Here is a 20,325-nt window from a genome sequence, read left to right as displayed (position 1 = left end):
AAGTAATCGTAAAAACGGCTACAATATGTAGCCGTTTTTGTTTTGCTCTGTTTGCCAGATTAGTAAATCTTTCGCTTAGTTCCAGATTAAATCAGGATTTTGAGCAAGTACTGCTTTAAACTGGTTAATGATTCGATCTAATGCTGCCTGATTATCAGCTTCAAAACGCAGAACCAAAACGGGTGTAGTATTGGAAGCGCGCATCAAACCGAAACCATCTTCAAATTCTACCCGCAATCCATCGATGGTTATGCGTTCAATTTCATTCTCAAACTGAGCTGTCTGCGCCAGCTGATGAATGATTTCATGCCCTGACTGCCCATTAGGTACCGATATATTGATTTCAGGAGTGGAGATACCTTCGGGTAACTGATGCAATACGGTAGATGGATTATCGCTCTCGGACAGAATTTCCAGCAGCCGAGCTCCAGCATAGAGTCCATCATCAAAGCCTAACCAGCGTTCTTTAAAGAACACATGGCCGCTCATCTCACCAGCCAGTAAAGCGCCACTTTCTTTAATGGCGGCTTTGATGAAACTGTGTCCAGTTTTGCTCATGATCGCAATACCGCCATGTTGCTCAATCCATGGCTTGAGTAAACGAGTGGATTTAACATCATAGATGATTTTGGCATTCGGATTGCGTTTAAGCACGTCTGCGGCAAACAGCATAAGTTGACGATCTGGATAAATGATGTGTCCGTCTTTGGTGACCACACCCAGACGATCCCCGTCACCATCAAAAGCCAAGCCGATTTCTGCATCGCTGTGGCGCAGTCGTTCAATCAAGTCCTGTAGATTAGCTGGTTTTGCTGGGTCTGGGTGATGATTGGGGAAATGACCATCTACTTCGCAATACATTTCTTCTACTTCACAACCTATGGCACGGTACAAATCACCAGCATAGGCGCCAGCAACGCCATTACCCGCATCAATGATGATTTTCATGCTGCGTTGCAGGCGGATATGGGCAGCAATGTATTGAATATATTCTTCTGCAATCGGCAATTTATTCACTGATCCGCTTCGTGGCGCATCGCTGGCTAACTGATTGGTTTCAATTGCCATACGCAATGCTTGAATAGTGTCACCAGAGAGTGTTGTACCCGCCAACATCATTTTGAAACCATTGTAATCGGGCGGATTGTGACTGCCGGTTATCATGATGCCGCTGCCCTGACAATGTTCAATCGCGGCAAAATACAGCATTGGCGTGGCGACCATACCGACATCAACGACATCGATGCCGCATGCATTGATACCTTGAATCAGACTGGCAGCCAGAATTGGACCGGACAAACGTCCATCACGTCCAACCGCAATCTGGGTTACCCCTTTTTTTATTGCTTCTGTGGCCAGTGCTCTGCCGATTAATTCGGCGCTATCTTTGGTCAAAGAGACATCCACAATCCCGCGAATATCGTAAGCCTTAAAAATGGAGGCATCGATTTGCTTGCCGGTCATATATTTTTTCCTTAGTTACAATCATAAAATAGAAGATTTTTACCTCATCTGCTGATGAGCCTAAACAAAGATTTTGATTATTCTTTGGGTAAAGATAGCCCGAAATGCTGATAGCTCAATTCAGTTGCCATTCTTCCGCGAGTGGTTCGTTGCAGAAATCCTTGCTGGATTAAATACGGTTCGATGACGTCTTCAATGGTGTCGGTAGATTCACCGATAGCAGCGGCGATATTGTCCAGACCAACCGGACCGCCGGAAAATTTATGCAATATGGCTTCCAAATATTTGCAATCCATCACATCCAAACCAGACTGATCAATATCGAGCATTTTTAAAGCGGCATCCGCAATGGCAGCATTGATCTGTCCTTGATGTTTTACTTCGGCATAATCGCGTACGCGTCTGAGTAATCTATTGGCGATTCGTGGCGTACCGCGACTTCGTCTGGCAATTTCAGCAGCTCCGGTTTCATCAATATTCAATTGTAATAATTGCGCTGAACGAAACACAATCGTGGTCAGGTCAGAATTGCTGTAAAACTCTAATCGAGACACGATACCAAAGCGGTCACGCAACGGGTTAGTCAGCATACCGGCGCGAGTGGTGGCACCGATCAAAGTAAACGGCGGTAAATCGATTTTAACTGAGCGTGCTGCAGGTCCTTCACCAATCATGATGTCCAGCTGGTAATCCTCTAATGCCGGATAGAGTATTTCTTCTACTACCGGATTGAGGCGGTGTATTTCATCGATAAATAAGACATCGTGTGGTTCAAGATTGGTCAATAAGGCTGCCAGATCGCCTGCGCGCTCTAAAACCGGTCCTGAAGTTTGTCGCATATTGACTCCCAGCTCATGAGCTATGATATGTGCCAGTGTCGTTTTGCCCAAACCTGGAGGACCAAATAACAAAGTATGATCCAGTGCCTCATGCCGGATTTTGGCTGCCTGAATAAAAATGGATAATTGTTCTTTTGCTTTGTGCTGCCCAATATAATCGGTTAATGCACGCGGACGTAAAGCCCGTTCCAGTTGTTCTTCCTGCAAGGAAGTGGCTCGCGGGCTAATAATCCGTTGCGGTTCGGTACTAGAGAGTTGATCTTTTTGCAGCATATTTAATTTAAAACTTATATAACAAAAAAAAGTGTCGTCATGGTAAAGCTTAATATTAACCTTTAACCAATATTATACAGGCGTGCACATGCGGGCAAAAACTTTAAAATAATCCGGAAAGGTTTTATTCACACATTGCGGATCATCAATATAAACCGCAGTATTGAGTAAGCTCACCAGTGAAAAACACATTGCCATGCGATGATCATCATAGGTGTGAATGTGTACTTGATTATTGAGTTGTGCCGGAGCAGTGATGCTGATACTGCTTTCGGTTTCAGTGACCTGAGCACCTAATTTTCGGAGTTCGGTGGCCATCGCAGCAATGCGATCGGTTTCTTTGACCCGCCAACTGGCAATATTGCGGATACGACAGGTTTGCTTACATGCCAGCGAAATAATCGCTAAAGTCATGGCTGCATCTGGAATATGATTGGCATCAATATCAAATGGCTGAATTTCCTGATTTGCCGGACGGGAAATTTCAATATATTGTTCTCCCCATTCAACCAGAGCGCCAATTTTCGCTAATTCATCTACAAAAGCGATGTCGCCTTGAATGCTATGGGCATCTATACCGTTAACGCGGATCGGTGTACCAGACAATAAGCCGGCAGCCAAAAAATAAGACGCGCTGGATGCATCACCTTCAACATAGATTTTTTCAGGAGCATGGTAATGTTGATTAGCAGGCAAATGAAAATGGCGAAAATCTTCGTTTTTGACCTCAACGCCGAATTTGGCCAATAAATTTAAGGTAATGGCTATATACGGTTTTGAAATAAGTTCACCAATCACATCAATATGATATTCCTCACCAGTGAGAGGCAAGGCCATGAGAATTGCAGTTAGAAACTGACTGGATACGTTGCCCTTGATATGTAAATGATGATGACGCTGCTCAGTACCGTGCTCAGATATTTGTAACGGTGGATAACCGCTTTGTTGTTGATAGCTAATACTTGCACCAGCTTGTTGTAACACTTCGACCAAATCACCTATCGGACGCTCGTGCATGCGCGCGCTACCATGTAAAAAATACTCACCACCCATAATAGCCAGCACTGCTGTTAAAGGGCGAAATGCTGTTCCGGCATTCCCAAGAAACAAATCCGCCTGCCGTGCCGGAAAACGTCCACGGCAACCCTGTACCTGTAGATGCATACCCGGTTCTGAATCGTCGTGGGGCAAAGAAGTAATCTGCACACCTAACGTTTTCAAGGCAGAAAGCATGTACTGCGTATCATCTGAGTCCAAAAAATGCAAAATTTCGCTAGGGTTGTCGGCCAATGCTGCCAATAACAAGCAGCGATTGCTGATACTTTTGGAACCGGGAAGGGTGATTACGGACGGTACACAAGTACTGGCGGGAAGAAACAAGCTATTCATGTTGGATATTTTTTGTTGGGCAAATGAGTATATTTTAGTTTATCAGTTTATTGCGCCTGAAGATATGAATCTGACGTGGACACAACAATTATTTGCTACAACCGAATGGCAAAAGCAAATTTATTCCGCTTTGCAAGGACTACTAGGCTTAGTTATGTCTTGGGGTGTATTCCATCCCTTGTTGTGAAGTAAACATGAAACTTAACTTAGAGTGGCGTTGGTCTGTTCGTAGTAGCCTATTTTTACTGATCATCATAGTCGTGCCATTTGTACAAGCATTACATATCGATACCAAATGGGAAAAAATAGTCGAACAAGCTCAAACCATTTTTTTATTTGGCAGCTTTGTTTTCACTTTGGTATTGACATTGAAATACCCATTTAACCCGAAGCAGCGCGAATTTTGGTTATGGGCTGCGCTGTGGTGGTTGGTGCTATTAGGGCGCGATCAAAATTGGGTACGGCAAATGTGGTCTGGTTATTCTATAGCCGTTTACCATAGCATAGCCGCCGTATGATGATTTACTGGAAGAATTATATGAATGTCCGTTTATGTTGGCTCTATTCTCAGTGTCTTGCTACATTCAATGACAAACAATTAAAGAATTGAAACAAAAAAGAGCTTAATCAGCAGTACCATGGTTGATGAGATTAAGCATGGTCAAATCAGACATATTCATGCTAAATCAATATTACAATCACAATTAATATATAGTATGCCAACTTGTATAGTTGGCTTTATTTATGGTTATCACCACTCTTCGATATTCAATCAGTATCTATCATTGATTAAAATCTTTTGAAATTTGTTGGTTGCACAATGTCTGTATTAGTCTATTTATAACGCGACAAAATTTCTTTTTCATCATCTATGTCTTTGTACTCAAATTCAACCCTAGAATAATAGACATCATCGTTATCGAAGAAGTGGACTAAATCAATATTTAAAACAATACATATACTGCTAAGCTTCATAACCAGTGGGCAGTAAATAGGTTTGTCGTTGGAAAAAATTAACTGATTGATTTGATGTAATCATGACAGCCCTTAGGTAACAGCACAATACAATATCGGACAGCATTAAACTAATTTTAAAAGCATGTATTACTGCTGAAGTACTATTTGCCAAAAAATTCTTCTTCAATCATCAATGTGCCTTCTCATGAATAATTTAAGGGCTTAGAATTACCCGCTATAGTAATAGTTTTGATGGATAACCGAATGGTGATAAGTTATATATAAGAGAAAAGAGAAATATGATTACAATCCCGATAACACAAATAAAAGTAATATAATTGTAATCAATAAACTAAGTGGCGCTGGCAAATAAAAATTATTCACCCCAACAGTAATTAAGAAGGGCAATAACATGAAACAGATACTTATTATTGGCATTTTTTGCAGTATATTTTCCTGCAATGCCCAGCTAACCGATTCAACCTTCTTAAATACTGACCGAATAGAATATTTCGATATAAAAAAATTCAATGAAGAAGCGAATGGAAAAAGTGATTATACAATAACCGATGATGAGGGAAATCAAATACAGCAATTTAGAGCTTCTTCCGGCGGCTATGTAAGACGAGTGACTCCAGCAAATTCTAATATAACTTACATTACCACTTTTTACCCAAATGGTAATTTACGATCTAAAGCTAAAGAACTGTTCAGTATGTTTTATGGTCAATCGCCAAACTATGATATTAACGGAAAACTGATTTCAACGGACAACTACGACGAAGGTTATAAGGTAATGATTGAAGAGATCCGGCAAAGAGTACTCAATGAGTTTGGACTGGATATTTTATTAAAAGATTCCAAAACAGATGTTCATAGAAGCAAAAATACTTTTACTTATTTAAAAGTATCCGGTAGAAATTATAATTTATACTGGATAACAGTTCCGGCAGATGAACCGGAGTATTTTTATAGAATAGAAATCGACGCTGATACAGGAGAAGAATTAGGTAGAATACGTTATTGGAGTAATGGAATGGGAGGAAGAGAAGAATATCTAAAACAACTTAATTTATATCGGGAACAGCAAATTAAACAGCAAGGATTGTCTATTTCTAAAGCCGGAGACTAATCATCTTCATTGATGTTTAAAAACATATCAGAGCTGGGCGGCGAACTTACCGGAATGAAAGAACTGCCGAAAGACAGGTAGCAGATATATCAGGGCAAGCCTAGACCAAAGGGGTGTATTCCATCCATGGCTGAAATGGCTCAGCACTTCCTTAGCCGACTGAGAAAAAACTCAACTAATATGAGTAAACTAGGGTTAAGATGATTGAGGATACAATTTGTTCTCATCAATTTCTTATTCAGCTGCCATGAACTAAAAGAATTGAGATTTATCATGATGTCACGTTGACCAGTATAGAGAAGCAAAAATTTGATATTTATGATTAAAGACCTGTGGCTGAATACCGTATTTTCCTCTTTTTTTGTTCGAAAACTGTTTGGCTAATGCACTTGAGGGTCTTATCTTGCAAATAAATCGCCCAGCCTATTTGCAAAGATAGTGTTAATTTTAATGATTTGATGAAGTAAATGATAGTTAGGTTAGCTATAATCAAAAAGTTTGAATATTTTGTTGTAAAGTAAACATGAAACTTAACTTAGAGTGGCGTTGGTCTGTTCGTAGTAGCCTATTTTTACTGATCATCATTGTCGTGCCATTCGTACAAGCATTACATATCGATACCAAATGGGAAAAAATAGTCGAACAAGCACAAACCATTTTTTTATTTGGCAGCTTTGTTTTCACTTTGGTATTGACATTGAAATACCCATTTAACGCGAAGCAGCGCGCATTCTGGTTATGGGCTGCGCTGTGGTGGTTGGTGCTATTAGGGCGCGATCAAAATTGGGGACGACAAATGTGGCCTGGTTATTCTATCGCCGTTTACCATAGCATAGCCGCAGTATTGATATTGGGTTTGGTATTGATGTTGTCATGGCCACAATTACGCCAGGGTATTGGATATTATTCTCGTCGCCCATTTCCAGTGTGGGATTTCATTCTGGCTACAGTGGCCTTTTTATTGGCTGATGCTGTTGAACGTGGGCGTTGGATTGCACAATTTATTTTATATTATCCGCAGTATGATGATTTACTGGAAGAATTATATGAATGTCCGTTTATGTTGGCTCTATTCTCAGTGTCTTGCTATATGCAATGGCAAACAATTAAAGAATTGAAACAAAAAAGAGCTTAATCAGCAGTACCATGGTTGATGAGATTAAGCATGATCTAAACAGACATATTCATGCTAACTCAATATTACAACCACAATTAATATATAGTATGCCAACTTGTATAGTTGGCTTTATTTATGGTTATCACCACTCTTCGATATTCAATCAGTATCTATCATTGATTAAAATCTTTTGAAATTTGTTGGTTGCACAATGTCTGTATTAGTCTATTTATAACGCGACAAAATTTCTATTTCATCATCTATGTCTTTGTACTCAAATTCAACTCTAGAATAATAGACATCATCGTTATCGAAGAAATGGACTAAATCAATATTTAAAACAATACATATACTGCTAAGCTTCCTAACCAGTGGGCAGTAAATAGGTTTGTCGTTGGAAAAAATTAACTGATTGATTTGATGTAATCATGACAGCCCTTAGGTAACAGAACAATACAATATCGGACAGCATTAAACTAATTTTGAAAGCATTTATTACTGCTGAAGTACTATTTGCCCAAAAATTCTTCTTCAATCATCAATGTGCCTTCTCATGAATAATTTAAGGGCTTAGAATTACCCGCTATAGTAATAGTTTTGATGGATAACCGAATGGTGATAAGTTATATATAAGAGAAAAGAGAAATATGATTACAATCCCGATAACACAAATAAAAGTAATATAATTGTAATCAATAGACTAAGTGGCGCTGGTAGATAAAAAATTATTCACCCCAACAGTAATAAGAAGGGCAATAACATGAAACAGATACTTATTATTGGCGTTTTTTGCAGTATATTTTCCTGCAATGCCCAGCTCACCGATTCAACCTTCTTAGATACTGACCGAATAGAATATTTCGATATAAAAAAATTCAATGAAGAAGCGAAGGGAAAAAGTGCTTATACAATAACCGATAATGAGGGAAATCAAATTCAGCAATTTAGAGGTTCTTCTGGCGGCTATGTAAGACGAGTGATTCCAGCAAATTCTAATATAACTTACATTACCACTTTTTACCCGAATGGCAATTTACGATCTAAAGCTAAAGAATTATCCAGTATGTTTTATGGTCAATCACCAAATTATGATATTAACGGAAAACTGATTTCAACGGACAACTATGACAAAGGCTATAAGGTAACGATTGAAGAGATCCGGCAAAGAGTATTAAATGAGTTTGGAGTAGATATTTATGCTAAAAATAATCAACATATCGATGTTAGCCGAAATATAAATATTCCCAGTATACTGAAAATATCCGATAAAACGTATAACTTATACAAAGTAACTATTCCGGCAGATGAGCCGGAGTATTATTACGAAATAGAAATAGATGCCGATACAGGAAAAGAACTGGGTCGGATACGCTATTGGAATTTAGGTATGGCCGGTGCAAATGATTATTTTGAGCAGCTTGATTTATATCATGAACAGCAACGTAAAGAGCAAGGCTTACCAACTTCAAAAGCCGGAGACTAATCATCTTCATTGATGTTTAAAAACCTACCAGAGCTGGGTGGCGAACTTACCGGAATGAAAGAACTGCCGAAAGACACCTAGCAGATTTATCAGGGCAAGCCTAGACCAAAGAAGAGTGGGAACGCTTTAAAATAGTCTATCGTGGTGGAAACGCTGGATTTTAATACAGAGATAAAAAGTTGAATGAATAAAATAAATAACAATGACAAAGCCGATTACCAAAGATGCACTATCACAATACAATATGGGTACAGCATCTACTGACTTAATCCATGCTAGCAAACAATTCATTTCTATCAAAAAATTAATTGCATTAGACGAAACCATTTAGAACTGAATATAAAACCCTGCGGGCAAGATAGCTTTCGATCCCATCCTAGCGAAATTCTGCCTGATATACCCAGTTTTGTTCAAAACAAGGTTTTGCGCTAAAAAATAAAATTAAAGACAAATCAATATCAACATGACGAGGCATTTAAGTTTGTCTTTGCTCGATTGGTGAACTGATTCACCTAAAAGAAAAGGAATAGGGTGGAAAAATCCTTCCAATTGATTTAAAGCTATGGCAAATAACACCTGTATCCTAGATTTTCGCCATTACCTTGTAGCCTATCTACAAGAATAGGGAACTTTTTTCCTCCCTTGTGTAGACTCAACACCAAAGCGAATTCGTGCTATGCAAATACATCAAAGTTGATCTGAGCAAGAAAACTGAGACAATAAAGCATTTATATTTAAATCAAAGCTGTGATGTTAACCAGCAAAACTCGATCGATACATCTTAATTGTCGACTATATAGTGATAATTTAATTACGACGACATGAATATAAAAAAGAAAAACAGCCGGATTAGCTGAATTTATCTATCCTCCGATCACATTGCTGCATGACAAAGATTGGACATTTCATTAATATGTAAAACTTTGTCAGATCGGATTGTACATGACGAATCCATGACAATATTAGGGGCAAATGCCATTTATGATCAATACATTATTCAATTTGATTATTGGCCAAATGAGTACATATGCTAACTGGTCAAACGACGCATTGACGGCATCAATGCATCTAATTTGACTATTGTCTGTTAACAGAATATCGTTTTATTACTTATTGATAATCAACTATTTATAGATAAGGTTAATTATGAATTCTTCACTCTCTCATCAAAGCTCAAAAGTGATTGCTATTGATGGACCGAGTGCTTCAGGTAAGGGAACCATTGCTGAGCGAGTAGCAGCCATACTACATCGTGACTATCTGGATTCAGGTGCGCTGTATCGTTTGACGGCTTTATATGCTCAGCAGTCGCAAATTGATTGGTCAAATGAGGCGGAAATAGCCAGTTTGGCCAGTGCCTTGCCTGTCCAGTTTAGTGAGGGGAAAATATTATTGCATCAGCAAGATGTCACTCAGGCCATACGCGATGAAAAAATTGGCATGGGTGCGTCGCAAATTGCGGCTTTCCCTTCAGTAAGAGTTGCTTTATTACAACGACAGCGCGACTTTTTGACTGAAAGAGGTTTGGTCGCCGATGGCCGCGATATGGCCTCGGTGGTTTTTCCAGATGCAGAGCTTAAAATATTTCTGACGGCGAGTGCTCAGGTACGAGCCAAGCGCAGAGCTTTACAACTTGGATTACCGACCCATGGTGCGTCCTTTGAAAAAATTCTCAATGACATTGAAAAACGTGATGCGGCTGATCAATCCAGAGCGGTCGCACCACTTAAACCTGTAGCTGATGCCTATACACTCGATACCTCGGCACTCAATATTCAGGAAAGTGTGCAAAAAATACTTAATTGGTATCGAATCATAAAAAAATAGGTTACAATACCTAGTTTTATAAAAATTCTTTGGCTTATGCGTATTGGCTGGATATTGGTGTATACAAGATATTCAGCTTCAATAAACATAAATTAATGAATCAGTTAGTATGTCGGCGCAGCCAAGGTGTGCTGACTTCGATAAACCAACCTTCGTATCCCTTGGCGGTACTTGTTTGAGAATATATATATGACTATGGAAAATTTTGCCCAGCTACTGGAAGAAAGCTTCACTTTACAAGAAATGAATCCTGGCGAAGTGATTACTGCAGAAGTTGTTGCCATTGACAACAACTTCGTTACTGTAAACGCTGGCCTGAAATCAGAATCCTTGATCGAAGTAGGCGAATTCAAAAACGTAGCGGGCGAGATTGAAGTAAAAGTTGGCGATTTTGTCACTGTAACCATTGAGTCTGTTGAAAATGGTTTCGGTGAAACAAAACTGTCACGTGAGAAAGCCAAACGTGCAGCTGACTGGATCAAGCTGGAAGAAGCCATGGAAAATGGTGAAATCCTGTCTGGTGTGATTAACGGTAAAGTCAAAGGTGGCTTGACTGTTATGATCAACAGTATTCGTGCCTTCCTGCCTGGTTCATTGGTAGATGTGCGTCCGGTTAAAGATACTTCTCACTTTGAAGGCAAAGAAATTGAATTCAAAGTGATTAAACTGGATAAACGTCGCAATAATGTTGTCGTTTCCCGTCGTGCCGTACTGGAAGAAACATTGGGCGAAGAACGTAAAGCATTGCTGGAAAACCTGCAAGAAGGTTCAGTAGTGAAAGGTATTGTGAAAAACATTACCGATTACGGTGCTTTCGTTGATCTAGGTGGTATCGATGGCTTGCTACATATTACTGATCTGGCATGGCGTCGTGTGAAACACCCAAGCGAAGTGCTGGAAGTGGGTCAGGAAGTTGAAGCAAAAGTTCTGAAATTCGATCAGGAACGCAGCCGCGTTTCTCTGGGTCTGAAACAATTAGGTGAAGATCCTTGGAATGGTCTGGCTCGTCGTTATCCGCAAGGTACTCGTCTGTTCGGTAAAGTAACTAACCTGACTGACTACGGTGCATTTGTAGAAATCGAACAGGGTATCGAAGGTTTGGTACACGTGTCCGAAATGGATTGGACTAATAAGAATGTTCACCCAAGCAAAGTAGTTCAAATGGGTGACGAAGTCGAAGTGATGATCCTTGAAATTGATGAAGATCGTCGTCGTATTTCTTTAGGCATGAAACAATGCCAAGCCAATCCATGGCAAGAGTTCGAGTCTAATCATGAAAAAGGCGAAAAAATCAAAGGTTTAGTGAAATCTATCACTGACTTTGGTGTATTTGTTGGCTTGCCTGGCGGTATTGATGGACTAGTACACTTGTCTGATCTTTCTTGGACAGATGGCGGCGAAGAAGCTGTGCGTCAGTTCAAAAAAGGTGAGGAAGTAGAAGCTGTTGTATTGGCTATTGATGTTGAAAAAGAACGTATTTCTCTAGGCGTAAAACAATTAGCAGGCGATCCGTTCAGCAATTATGTCAGCGTTAATGATAAAGGCAGCATTGTAACGGGTAAAGTTAAATCACTGGACGCCAAAGGTGCAGTAATTGCCTTGGCTGACGATGTGGAAGGTTATCTGCGCGCTTCTGAAGTTTCCAATGATCGCGTTGAAGACATTCGCAACGTCCTAAAAGAAGGTGATGATGTAGAAGCTGTGATTACCACAGTAGATCGTAAGAACCGCAATATTAACCTGTCTATCAAAGCTAAAGATGCACAGGAAAATAATGCAGCATTACGTTCTTTGTCTGCAAATAACTCATCTGCTGGTACAACCAGTTTGGGTGACTTGTTGAAAGCCAAATTATCTGGTGAAAGTGAATAAGTAGTTATGACGAAGTCAGAATTAATGATTCGTTTAGCAGAGATTTATACTGCTAATAACGATAGTACTATTTTGAATGCTAAAGATGTTGAACAGAGTGTTAAGATTATTGTTGATACAATGACTCGCGCTTTAGCTAAGGGGCAAAGAATTGAAATCCGTGGTTTCGGTAGTTTTGATTTGAATCATCGTCCCGCACGTCTTGGACGTAATCCTAAAACTGGTGAAAAAGTGGCTGTACCTGAAAAATATGTACCTCACTTCAAACCAGGTAAAGAATTACGTGAACGTGTAGATAAAACATTACTATCTCAGAATCGATAAAATAGTTTCATAGAAGTAATTCACGCCGCATTCACTGCGGCGTATTTTTATGCTTGAACCAGACAAAAAGTTACAGCTACTACAGTCAAGCTAAATCCTGCACAATTTCAAGTTGAGTGGTGGCATACATTTTGCGGCTTATCGTAATGCCATTAAAAGATTAATGATCACTAGTTTATTTTGCAAGCATAATCAAGCAGATAATTTTTTTGTGCAGATCTCGGCTTCAAAGTAACCATCAATACATGACCATTCAGTGTTGATTGACAAGTTGATTTGCTTTCGGCAAGCCGAAGTGAGAGGGAATTTTAGAGTTTGGATAAAAACTATATAACCCATCTTCTTGCGCTTCTATAGTCAAATTTAAGCTGCATGAATTCAACTTAATCTTGATATGGCAAATTCAGTATCTTTAAAAAGGTTCCAATGCATCTAAGATAAAATGATATGCTGCAACGTGGCCTTGAGTCATAACCTTATGGTAGTCATTAGAAAAACTCAAATAGTTACCGCATGATTTGATCATAGCCGTCTATAAGAGAGCATAAACGTAATCTTGAAGTAAACTTGCGTGACGATAAACAGCCAAGCATAGCCATTTTAGCCTGACTGAGAATAACCATGAATCTCAGCGTTTTATCTATACTATGCAATATCGATTTGCTCTCAATCATATAATCTATTTATATTAAAACCTGATTGGATTTCATGATAAAGCTAATACTGCGGCGGTTATATCGACCAAAAAGGCTGTAAAGTTCGACTTTATACAGTATAAGACAGAATTTGGCAGAATAGGGTAAGTGAATAGCTGATTGTCATTTTACAATTAGCCATAATAATCTATAAATTGATAAAAATTTAGTCTATGACTAATAAAAAATGCTTAAAATGGCATAAAATAGCGGTCTGGTGAAAAAAAGTGAATTTTTAAATCCTGATAATATATTAAAAGAAGTAGAAGTTTGCTAAAATAGTTGTACTAATTATGAGTATTTTATAGATTCATTCAAATTGGTTAACAATTGAAAGTTAAGGCTAGATCTGGTTTTTAGAATCGATACCTGCGATAAAAACAGATGCTGCTATAAAAAACTTGATTAGTAAGATGAACAAGTGATTCAAAAATGGCTTGATGAACATCATATCAAGATGAGGTGTTTATGGTTGGGTTGAAGATTTTATGCCGATTATGGATACCTTTGCTTATCAAGTTTTAGTTAAATTTCATAATGGTGATTGATCTAGCTTTTCCCTTGCCGTAAAAGAATCTCTGGATTAAGTGGAGGTCTGGAAAGCGGGGAAAATTTAACGAAGTGGCAAGCTGATAAAATGTTTGTGCATGCGTTAAATCATTAGATGTTGCTGTAGTATGACATGTTGAAAGCAGTAAAATTTTTTCATCAATTTGGTTTATTAAGGCTAAGGAAATTTATTCGTATGGATTTGTGCACTTTGTTAATTGAAGCTGGTGGTATGATGAATTAATTTTGAGCTAAGCTTTTTAATTGACTGAGTATTTTATTTTTCTGCAAATTAAAAATTTAAGAAAAGTATATATAGTTGTTTAAGTTTAAATTTCTTACTTAAAATCGGTTATTTCTATATAATCACCAATAAGAATGTTGTGAATATTGTGCTGTCTAGATGAAAACAAATCTTTTAAATTTTGATTTACCCAGTTTGACTGCTTATTTCGCAGAAATAAGTGAAAAGCCTTTTCGCGCCAAGCAGGTTATGCGGTGGATGCATCTTGGCGGGGTAGATAATTTTGCTCAGATGACTGATCTGGCAAAATCATTGCGAACTAAGCTTCTAGATAAAGCCGAAATTGTGGTTCCTGAATTAATTGTAGAGCAGAAATCTCATGACGGTACGCGCAAATGGTTACTCAATGTGGGTACTGGCAATGGTATCGAAACCGTTTTTATTCCAGAAGATAGCCGTGGAACGTTATGTATTTCTTCTCAAATTGGCTGTGCTTTAGAGTGTATGTTTTGCTCTACTGGTCGGCAAGGCTTCAATCGTAACCTCAGTGTAGCCGAAATAATTGGTCAGCTATGGTGGGCGAACAAAGCATTAGGTGTCACACCTAAAGACGAACGTGTAATCTCAAATGTAGTCATGATGGGCATGGGTGAACCTTTGGCTAATTTTGACAATGTGGTTACTGCTTTGCGCATCATGCTTGATGATCATGGTTATGGCTTATCGCGTCGTCGTGTGACTGTGTCCACTTCAGGAATGATTCCGCAAATGGATCGGTTAAAGGAAGAAGTACCCGTTGCATTAGCCATATCCTTACATGCCTCTAATGATCAAGTACGTGATCGCATTATTCCGTTAAATAAAAAATATCCGCTAAAAGATCTGATGGCTGCATGTCAGCGTTATCTGGTCAAGGCACCACGAGATTTTATTACTTTTGAATATATTATGCTTAAGGACGTTAATGATAAACCTGAGCATGCCCGAGAATTAATTCAATTGGTTAAGGATGTTCCTTGCAAGTTTAATCTCATTCCTTTCAACCCTTTTCCTCATGCTGGATTTGAGCGATCAGATAACAATAGGATCAGGGTTTTTCGTGAAATATTACAGGAAGCAGGTTTCGTCGTCACCGTCAGAAAAACCCGCGGTGATGATATCGACGCGGCATGCGGGCAGCTGGCGGGTAAAGTAAAAGATAAAACCCGACGTCAACAGAAATGGCAACTTGTTCAAGGGGTAAGTTAATGAAAAAATTGTGTTTATTAGTTTTGATGAGTGTTGTATTATCGGCTTGTTCATCTCATGAAAAAGTCAGAAAACCTACAGCAGCAGAGCGTGCTAACGAAATTGCGCAGATTAAAACGCAGCTGGCCATACAATATATGAGTACCAAAAATTATCGTCAGGCAGTAGATGCGATCGATGATGCACTCAAAGCGAACGCTCGATCTACTGACGCATGGATGATTCGGGCGCAAATCTGGCAGTTTCTAAAAGAACCTGCTAAAGCTGAGGAAAGTTTTCAGCGTGCTTTGTCGTTGAATTCAAGTAGCCCTGAAATCAACAATAATTATGGCTGGTTTATTTGTGATGTCAGAAAAAATCCCAATGCGGCGATGGCGTATTTTGACAAAGCCCTGTCAGACCCAACTTATCCTACGCCAGAAGTTGCGCAATTGAATAAAGGTATCTGCAGTCAGCGTATGGGGCAGTACCAGCTAGCTAATAGCTATTTCGAAAGAGCGTTGGCAGCTAATCCTAATTTTATCCCTGCGTTTAAAGAGATGGCGAGAACAGCACTGGAATCTGGTAATTCGGGTGATGCCTTGCATTATTTCAACCAATACCAGAGCCAGATAAATAATCTGTCTGCGGATGACCTATTACTGGGTTGGAGAATTGAGCGCTCGTTGGGTAATACGCAAGCAGCCTTTGAATATGAAGCCCAGTTACGGACTAATTTTCCTTATTCAGATGAATTAGGGAAAATTTCGACAGGAAACTTTTAATGAACGACCAAAGCAAAAATTCTGAAACTACCCAAAATCCAGCAGTTGCTTTAGGCATGTTGCTTAATCAGGCGCGGTTAAAAAAAGGGATGTCACTGGGTGAGGTAGCTGAATGTTTGAAATTGCCCGCACGGCAGATTGAGGCCATTGAAAAGGGTAGTTATGATGGTATGCCGGAAGCCGTTTTTGTTAGAGGGTTTTTGACTAGCTACGCTCGTCTACTGGATATCGATGAAGGTGAACTTAAGCAATATCTGAGTCAAATTTTCCCAATTAAAAAAAATGCATTCATTGATCAAAGTGCCAGTATTCCCGCAGGCGATTTAAATTTTCAGAACAAACCACAGCAAAGACGGTTTCCGCGTTGGATAATCGGCCTAATAGCCATCGCTGTGATTGCTGCCGGAATTTATGCTTGGCAGAGTAAGTCATTTTCAGAAAGTGCTAAGCAGACAGCAAACAGCTCACAAGATATTGCAAGTCAAGCGCCGATGGTTTCTGATGTTGCAGCCAGCAATATACGTATTGTGCCAATGAATGAGAACGATCAGGGAGAATCTACTCAACAACCGCGATCAGATAATCAAATTGCCGCAAGTGATGAAGCTTCTGCTATCAATCAGGTTACTACTGATTCCGCAACTTCTAATCACACCCTAGTCATTAAATTACGACATCAATCTTGGTTACAAGTCAGTGATAAAAATGCTAAAGTATTAATCAGCGACGTGGTTAATGCTGGGACAACACATCAGTTTAAAGGTGCTGCACCATATCGTGTCATTATTGGTTATACCCCCGGAGCTGTCATTCAGCTAGACGGCAAAGATATTCCTATCCCAGACAATAATAAACGAACAGCAGCCTTAACTGTAGGTAATAATTAATATGACTATGGCCGTATTGCGTAGAAAAACACATCTGGTACAAATCGAAAATATCACAGTTGGATCTAATGCACCTATCAGGGTGCAGTCAATGACGAATACTGACACTGCTGATGCTGAAAATACGGCTATTCAGGTTAAAGAACTCGCTGATGCGGGTTCTGAACTAGTTCGTATAACGGTTAATTCTCCCGAAGCAGCTGCTAAAGTGGCCGAGATTCGACAACGCCTCAATGATATGGGCTGCGATGTTCCATTAGTTGGCGACTTTCACTTTAACGGCGATCGTTTACTCAAAGATTATCCTGATTGTGCGCGAGCCCTTGCTAAATATCGGATTAATCCGGGCAATGTTGGTAAGGGGGTAAAAGGCGATGAGAAATTCGCCTTTATGATTTCCACTGCGGCAGAACATAATAAAGCCGTACGTATTGGTGTGAACTGGGGATCGCTGGATCAGGCACTAGCAAAACGCATGATGGATGCCAATCAGCATCTACCCAAGCCTTTAAGCGCCGATGCGGTTATGCAGGAAGCTTTGATTGTATCGGCGCTTGAGTCAGCCCAAAAAGCAGAACAATTAGGACTGCCAGCTGATAAAATTATTTTGTCATGCAAAGTTTCGAATGTACAAGATTTGGTTAAGGTTTATCAGGATTTGGCCGCGCGCTGTGCCTATCCATTACATTTGGGTTTAACTGAGGCCGGTATGGGTAGTAAAGGCATCGTTGCCTCGACTGCGGCTCTGGCTATTCTGCTGCAACAGGGTATTGGCGATACGATTCGTGTTTCTTTGACACCTGAACCTGGCAGCGCGCGCACTAAGGAAGTTGTGGTAGCGCAAGAAATTTTACAGACGATGGGGATGCGTTCATTTACCCCTCATGTCACTGCTTGTCCTGGTTGTGGTCGAACCACCAGTAACGTATTTCAAGAGTTGGCACGAGACATTCAGCAATATTTACGTGAAAAAATGCCCCTATGGCGTTCACAGTACCCTGGCGTGGAAAATTTAAATGTTGCCGTCATGGGTTGTGTGGTGAATGGACCAGGGGAAAGTAAGCTGGCTGATATTGGCATTTCCTTACCTGGAACAGGTGAAACGCCTGTTGCACCGGTATATGTTGACGGAGAGCGCCGCGTTACGCTTAAAGGAGAACATATGGCGCAAGAATTTCTGGCTTTAGTTGAAAACTATATTCATGAAAATTATGGTGAAAATGGTAAAAAACGTCAATCAGCTAAAGTAATTCCCATCACAGTGCAATAAATTCTAAATTGTCATGTTAATATATCAGGCTTAATTTGAAACAAGTATTCAGAATCTAAATTTTATGGGTCAAAAAATCCAAGCTGTAAAAGGCATGAATGATTTGCTGCCGGTTGCTCAGAAAGACTTTAAGTTGACCGCAGCTTTATGGCAAGCATTTGAAGAAGTGGTTGCCGCGTGGACAAAAAGTTACGGCTACAGTCAAATACGCACTCCAATTGTGGAACAAACTGGTTTGTTTGTACGATCAATTGGTGAGGAAACTGATGTGGTCGGAAAAGAGATGTATACCTTTGCTGATTCCAATGACAAACTCAGCTTGAGTTTGCGTCCTGAAGGTACTGCATCTTGCTTGCGCGCAGTGGTTGAACATAATTTGCTGTACAATAATGCGCAGAAATTATGGTATATGGGACCCATGTTTCGACGGGAACGTCCGCAAAAGGGGCGTTATCGGCAGTTTCATCAGGTTGGGGTTGAAGCCTTAGGTTTTGCCGGACCCGATGTGGATGCGGAACTCATCGCCATGAGTGCGGATTTATGGAATCGACTAGGTATTCGCCAATATTTAACTCTTGAAATAAATTCTTTAGGTAACAAAGAAGAACGTATTACTCATCGGGCGGCGTTAGTTGATTATTTACAGCAACATGTCGATATTTTGGATGAGGACAGTAAACGGCGCATGCACACCAATCCCTTACGTGTGCTAGATACCAAAAATCCTGCGCTACAAACCATGGCTGAGGGTGCACCACGTTTGGTTGATTTTCTTGGTGAAGAGTCGTTAAGTCATTATCGTACCTTAAAAGCAATGTTAGATGGACTTGGCATTGCCTATGTAGAAAATCCTCGTCTGGTTCGCGGATTAGATTACTATAATCTGACCGTATTTGAGTGGACTACCGAAAAATTAGGTGCCCAAGCCACAGTATGTGGCGGGGGAAGGTATAATGGACTGATAGAAGAACTAGGTGGTAAACCAACTCCGAGCATCGGATTTGCTTTGGGGATTGAGCGTTTGTTACTGTTAGTGCAGGAATTCGGGCAATTAGCTGTTAACGAAGTGCCAGATGTTTATGTGCTGCATCAAGGAGAAGGCACTAGTCTGACGGCAATGAAGCATGCGGCGAGTTTGCGTGCTAGCGGTCTCAATATCTATGTCCATTGTGGCGATCAGAGCTTAAAGGCACAACTTAAAAAGGCCGATAGCAGTGGAGCTGCAATTGCTATGATTATTGGTGAGCAAGAGCAGTCAGATGAGACGATTACGTTAAAAAATCTGCGTAGCCATGAACAAAAAACTGTTGAGGCTAAAATGGCCTTATCGTTAATTCAAGACTGGAAGAAAGCATAATGGTTGTACATATTCAAGATGAACAAGAAGTAGCCAATTTCAAATTTTTCTGGCAACGTTGGGGGCGCTGGCTTTTTGCAGTATTGGTAATTTTAGCTTTATCTTATCTGGGTTATATTCTTTATCAAGGACATTTGCGCAGTAATAATGAAAAAGCAGCAGGTGTGTTTGAAACTTTTGTTACTCAGGCACAAGAAAATAATCTCGAAGGCAGCAAAAAAGCTTTGATGCAATTGCAAAAAGAGTATCCAGATACCATGAATACCGTTCAAGCAACATTGATGATGGCGGGAACGGCTTTTGATAACGGCAAATATGATGAAGCGATTCAACATTTGCAATGGGTTAAATCCAGACAAGACAGCGAGTTGTTGCAAACTATCGTTGCCCAGCGTCTGGCTACGGTTTATTTACAGCAAAATAAATTTCCAGAGGCGCTAAAGGCACTTGATGTGCAAGTGGATAATCAATATAAACCAACCTTGCTGGAGACCAAAGGCGATATTTTGCAAGCACAAAAGAAAAATGCTGACGCCGTTGCTGCTTATCAGCAAGTACTAAACTTACTGCCAAAAGAAAACGTGCAGCGAGAAATTATTCAGATGAAAATCTATACTCTGAATTAATGCATGGA

Annotated in this window: 17 protein-coding genes; 14 read left to right on the top strand and 3 right to left on the bottom strand. The window is 39.9% G+C overall.

Features of this window, described 5'->3' with window-relative positions; translation table 11 throughout:
- Positions 1-75: 75 nt before the first annotated feature.
- From J3U68_RS06305 to aroA, 3 genes are all read right to left on the bottom strand, one after another.
- Entirely contained in the window at positions 76-1,464 is a 1,389-nt protein-coding gene (locus tag J3U68_RS06305) for a phosphomannomutase/phosphoglucomutase (RefSeq protein WP_267375549.1), read from the bottom strand.
- A gap of 77 nt (positions 1,465-1,541) precedes the next feature.
- The gene (ruvB, locus tag J3U68_RS06300; protein ID WP_267375548.1) at positions 1,542-2,576 is read right to left on the bottom strand and encodes a Holliday junction branch migration DNA helicase RuvB; all 1,035 of its coding nucleotides are present in this window, start codon (positions 2,574-2,576) and stop codon (positions 1,542-1,544) included.
- A gap of 72 nt (positions 2,577-2,648) precedes the next feature.
- The gene (gene aroA / locus J3U68_RS06295; protein WP_267375547.1) at positions 2,649-3,965 is read right to left on the bottom strand and encodes a 3-phosphoshikimate 1-carboxyvinyltransferase; all 1,317 of its coding nucleotides are present in this window, start codon (positions 3,963-3,965) and stop codon (positions 2,649-2,651) included.
- Here aroA and J3U68_RS06290 point away from each other — a divergent pair.
- From J3U68_RS06290 to J3U68_RS06225, 14 genes are all read left to right on the top strand, one after another.
- Positions 3,964-4,152, top strand: coding sequence for a hypothetical protein (locus J3U68_RS06290; RefSeq protein WP_267375546.1), 189 nt, complete (start codon positions 3,964-3,966; stop codon positions 4,150-4,152). The genes aroA and J3U68_RS06290 overlap by 2 nt on opposite strands.
- A 7-nt stretch (positions 4,153-4,159) precedes the next feature.
- Positions 4,160-4,483, top strand: coding sequence for a hypothetical protein (locus J3U68_RS06285; protein ID WP_267375545.1), 324 nt, complete (start codon positions 4,160-4,162; stop codon positions 4,481-4,483).
- 851 nt (positions 4,484-5,334) lie between these two features.
- Complete coding sequence (locus tag J3U68_RS06280; protein ID WP_267375544.1) at positions 5,335-6,054, top strand: hypothetical protein; 720 nt, start codon at positions 5,335-5,337, stop codon at positions 6,052-6,054.
- 523 nt (positions 6,055-6,577) lie between these two features.
- Positions 6,578-7,189, top strand: coding sequence for a hypothetical protein (locus tag J3U68_RS06275; protein ID WP_267375542.1), 612 nt, complete (start codon positions 6,578-6,580; stop codon positions 7,187-7,189).
- 742 nt (positions 7,190-7,931) lie between these two features.
- Positions 7,932-8,654: a PepSY domain-containing protein gene (locus J3U68_RS06270; RefSeq protein ID WP_267375541.1), complete on the top strand. Its 723-nt coding sequence runs from the start codon at positions 7,932-7,934 to the stop codon at positions 8,652-8,654.
- A 1,146-nt stretch (positions 8,655-9,800) separates the two neighbouring features.
- Positions 9,801-10,481: a (d)CMP kinase gene (gene cmk / locus J3U68_RS06265; RefSeq protein WP_267375540.1), complete on the top strand. Its 681-nt coding sequence runs from the start codon at positions 9,801-9,803 to the stop codon at positions 10,479-10,481.
- Positions 10,482-10,670: 189 nt separating this feature from the next.
- On the top strand, positions 10,671-12,353 hold the full coding sequence (gene rpsA / locus J3U68_RS06260; protein WP_267375539.1) for a 30S ribosomal protein S1: 1,683 nt from the start codon (positions 10,671-10,673) through the stop codon (positions 12,351-12,353).
- A 6-nt stretch (positions 12,354-12,359) separates the two neighbouring features.
- The gene (locus J3U68_RS06255; RefSeq protein WP_267375538.1) at positions 12,360-12,677 is read left to right on the top strand and encodes an integration host factor subunit beta; all 318 of its coding nucleotides are present in this window, start codon (positions 12,360-12,362) and stop codon (positions 12,675-12,677) included.
- A 1,647-nt stretch (positions 12,678-14,324) separates the two neighbouring features.
- The gene (gene rlmN / locus J3U68_RS06250) at positions 14,325-15,413 is read left to right on the top strand and encodes a 23S rRNA (adenine(2503)-C(2))-methyltransferase RlmN (protein ID WP_267375536.1); all 1,089 of its coding nucleotides are present in this window, start codon (positions 14,325-14,327) and stop codon (positions 15,411-15,413) included.
- The gene (gene pilW, locus J3U68_RS06245) at positions 15,413-16,177 is read left to right on the top strand and encodes a type IV pilus biogenesis/stability protein PilW (protein WP_267375535.1); all 765 of its coding nucleotides are present in this window, start codon (positions 15,413-15,415) and stop codon (positions 16,175-16,177) included. The genes rlmN and pilW overlap by 1 nt, the downstream gene beginning before the upstream one ends.
- On the top strand, positions 16,177-17,064 hold the full coding sequence (locus J3U68_RS06240; protein WP_267375534.1) for a helix-turn-helix domain-containing protein: 888 nt from the start codon (positions 16,177-16,179) through the stop codon (positions 17,062-17,064). The genes pilW and J3U68_RS06240 overlap by 1 nt, the downstream gene beginning before the upstream one ends.
- Before the next feature lies 1 nt (position 17,065).
- A complete protein-coding gene (ispG, locus tag J3U68_RS06235; RefSeq protein ID WP_267375533.1) occupies positions 17,066-18,334 on the top strand; it encodes a flavodoxin-dependent (E)-4-hydroxy-3-methylbut-2-enyl-diphosphate synthase in 1,269 nt (422 codons plus the stop codon).
- Positions 18,335-18,398: 64 nt separating this feature from the next.
- Positions 18,399-19,691, top strand: coding sequence for a histidine--tRNA ligase (gene hisS / locus J3U68_RS06230; protein ID WP_267375532.1), 1,293 nt, complete (start codon positions 18,399-18,401; stop codon positions 19,689-19,691).
- A complete protein-coding gene (locus J3U68_RS06225; protein WP_267375531.1) occupies positions 19,691-20,317 on the top strand; it encodes a YfgM family protein in 627 nt (208 codons plus the stop codon). Before hisS ends, J3U68_RS06225 begins: the two co-directional genes overlap by 1 nt.
- Positions 20,318-20,325: the final 8 nt, after the last annotated feature.

The sequence above is a fragment of the Snodgrassella sp. B3882 genome (genome assembly GCF_026535915.1).
In the GTDB taxonomy this organism is placed as follows: Bacteria; Pseudomonadota; Gammaproteobacteria; order Burkholderiales; family Neisseriaceae; genus Snodgrassella.
Note: the sequence above shows the minus strand (reverse complement) of the source record. Positions and strands in the feature narration are given on the sequence as shown.

What these genes read in the sequence shown, in the direction of transcription:
- J3U68_RS06255 (WP_267375538.1), top strand. Translation starts at nt 12,360, where the DNA reads ATGACGAAGTCAGAATTAATGATTCGTTTAGCAGAGATTTATACTGCT.
- J3U68_RS06270 (WP_267375541.1), top strand. Translation starts at nt 7,932, where the DNA reads ATGAAACAGATACTTATTATTGGCGTTTTTTGCAGTATATTTTCCTGC.
- hisS (WP_267375532.1), top strand. Translation starts at nt 18,399, where the DNA reads ATGGGTCAAAAAATCCAAGCTGTAAAAGGCATGAATGATTTGCTGCCG.
- aroA (WP_267375547.1), bottom strand. Translation starts at nt 3,965, where the DNA reads ATGAATAGCTTGTTTCTTCCCGCCAGTACTTGTGTACCGTCCGTAATC.
- J3U68_RS06240 (WP_267375534.1), top strand. Translation starts at nt 16,177, where the DNA reads ATGAACGACCAAAGCAAAAATTCTGAAACTACCCAAAATCCAGCAGTT.
- J3U68_RS06275 (WP_267375542.1), top strand. Translation starts at nt 6,578, where the DNA reads ATGAAACTTAACTTAGAGTGGCGTTGGTCTGTTCGTAGTAGCCTATTT.
- J3U68_RS06225 (WP_267375531.1), top strand. Translation starts at nt 19,691, where the DNA reads ATGGTTGTACATATTCAAGATGAACAAGAAGTAGCCAATTTCAAATTT.
- ispG (WP_267375533.1), top strand. Translation starts at nt 17,066, where the DNA reads ATGACTATGGCCGTATTGCGTAGAAAAACACATCTGGTACAAATCGAA.
- rlmN (WP_267375536.1), top strand. Translation starts at nt 14,325, where the DNA reads ATGAAAACAAATCTTTTAAATTTTGATTTACCCAGTTTGACTGCTTAT.
- ruvB (WP_267375548.1), bottom strand. Translation starts at nt 2,576, where the DNA reads ATGCTGCAAAAAGATCAACTCTCTAGTACCGAACCGCAACGGATTATT.
- pilW (WP_267375535.1), top strand. Translation starts at nt 15,413, where the DNA reads ATGAAAAAATTGTGTTTATTAGTTTTGATGAGTGTTGTATTATCGGCT.
- J3U68_RS06305 (WP_267375549.1), bottom strand. Translation starts at nt 1,464, where the DNA reads ATGACCGGCAAGCAAATCGATGCCTCCATTTTTAAGGCTTACGATATT.
- cmk (WP_267375540.1), top strand. Translation starts at nt 9,801, where the DNA reads ATGAATTCTTCACTCTCTCATCAAAGCTCAAAAGTGATTGCTATTGAT.
- rpsA (WP_267375539.1), top strand. Translation starts at nt 10,671, where the DNA reads ATGACTATGGAAAATTTTGCCCAGCTACTGGAAGAAAGCTTCACTTTA.
- J3U68_RS06285 (WP_267375545.1), top strand. Translation starts at nt 4,160, where the DNA reads ATGAAACTTAACTTAGAGTGGCGTTGGTCTGTTCGTAGTAGCCTATTT.
- J3U68_RS06290 (WP_267375546.1), top strand. Translation starts at nt 3,964, where the DNA reads ATGTTGGATATTTTTTGTTGGGCAAATGAGTATATTTTAGTTTATCAG.
- J3U68_RS06280 (WP_267375544.1), top strand. Translation starts at nt 5,335, where the DNA reads ATGAAACAGATACTTATTATTGGCATTTTTTGCAGTATATTTTCCTGC.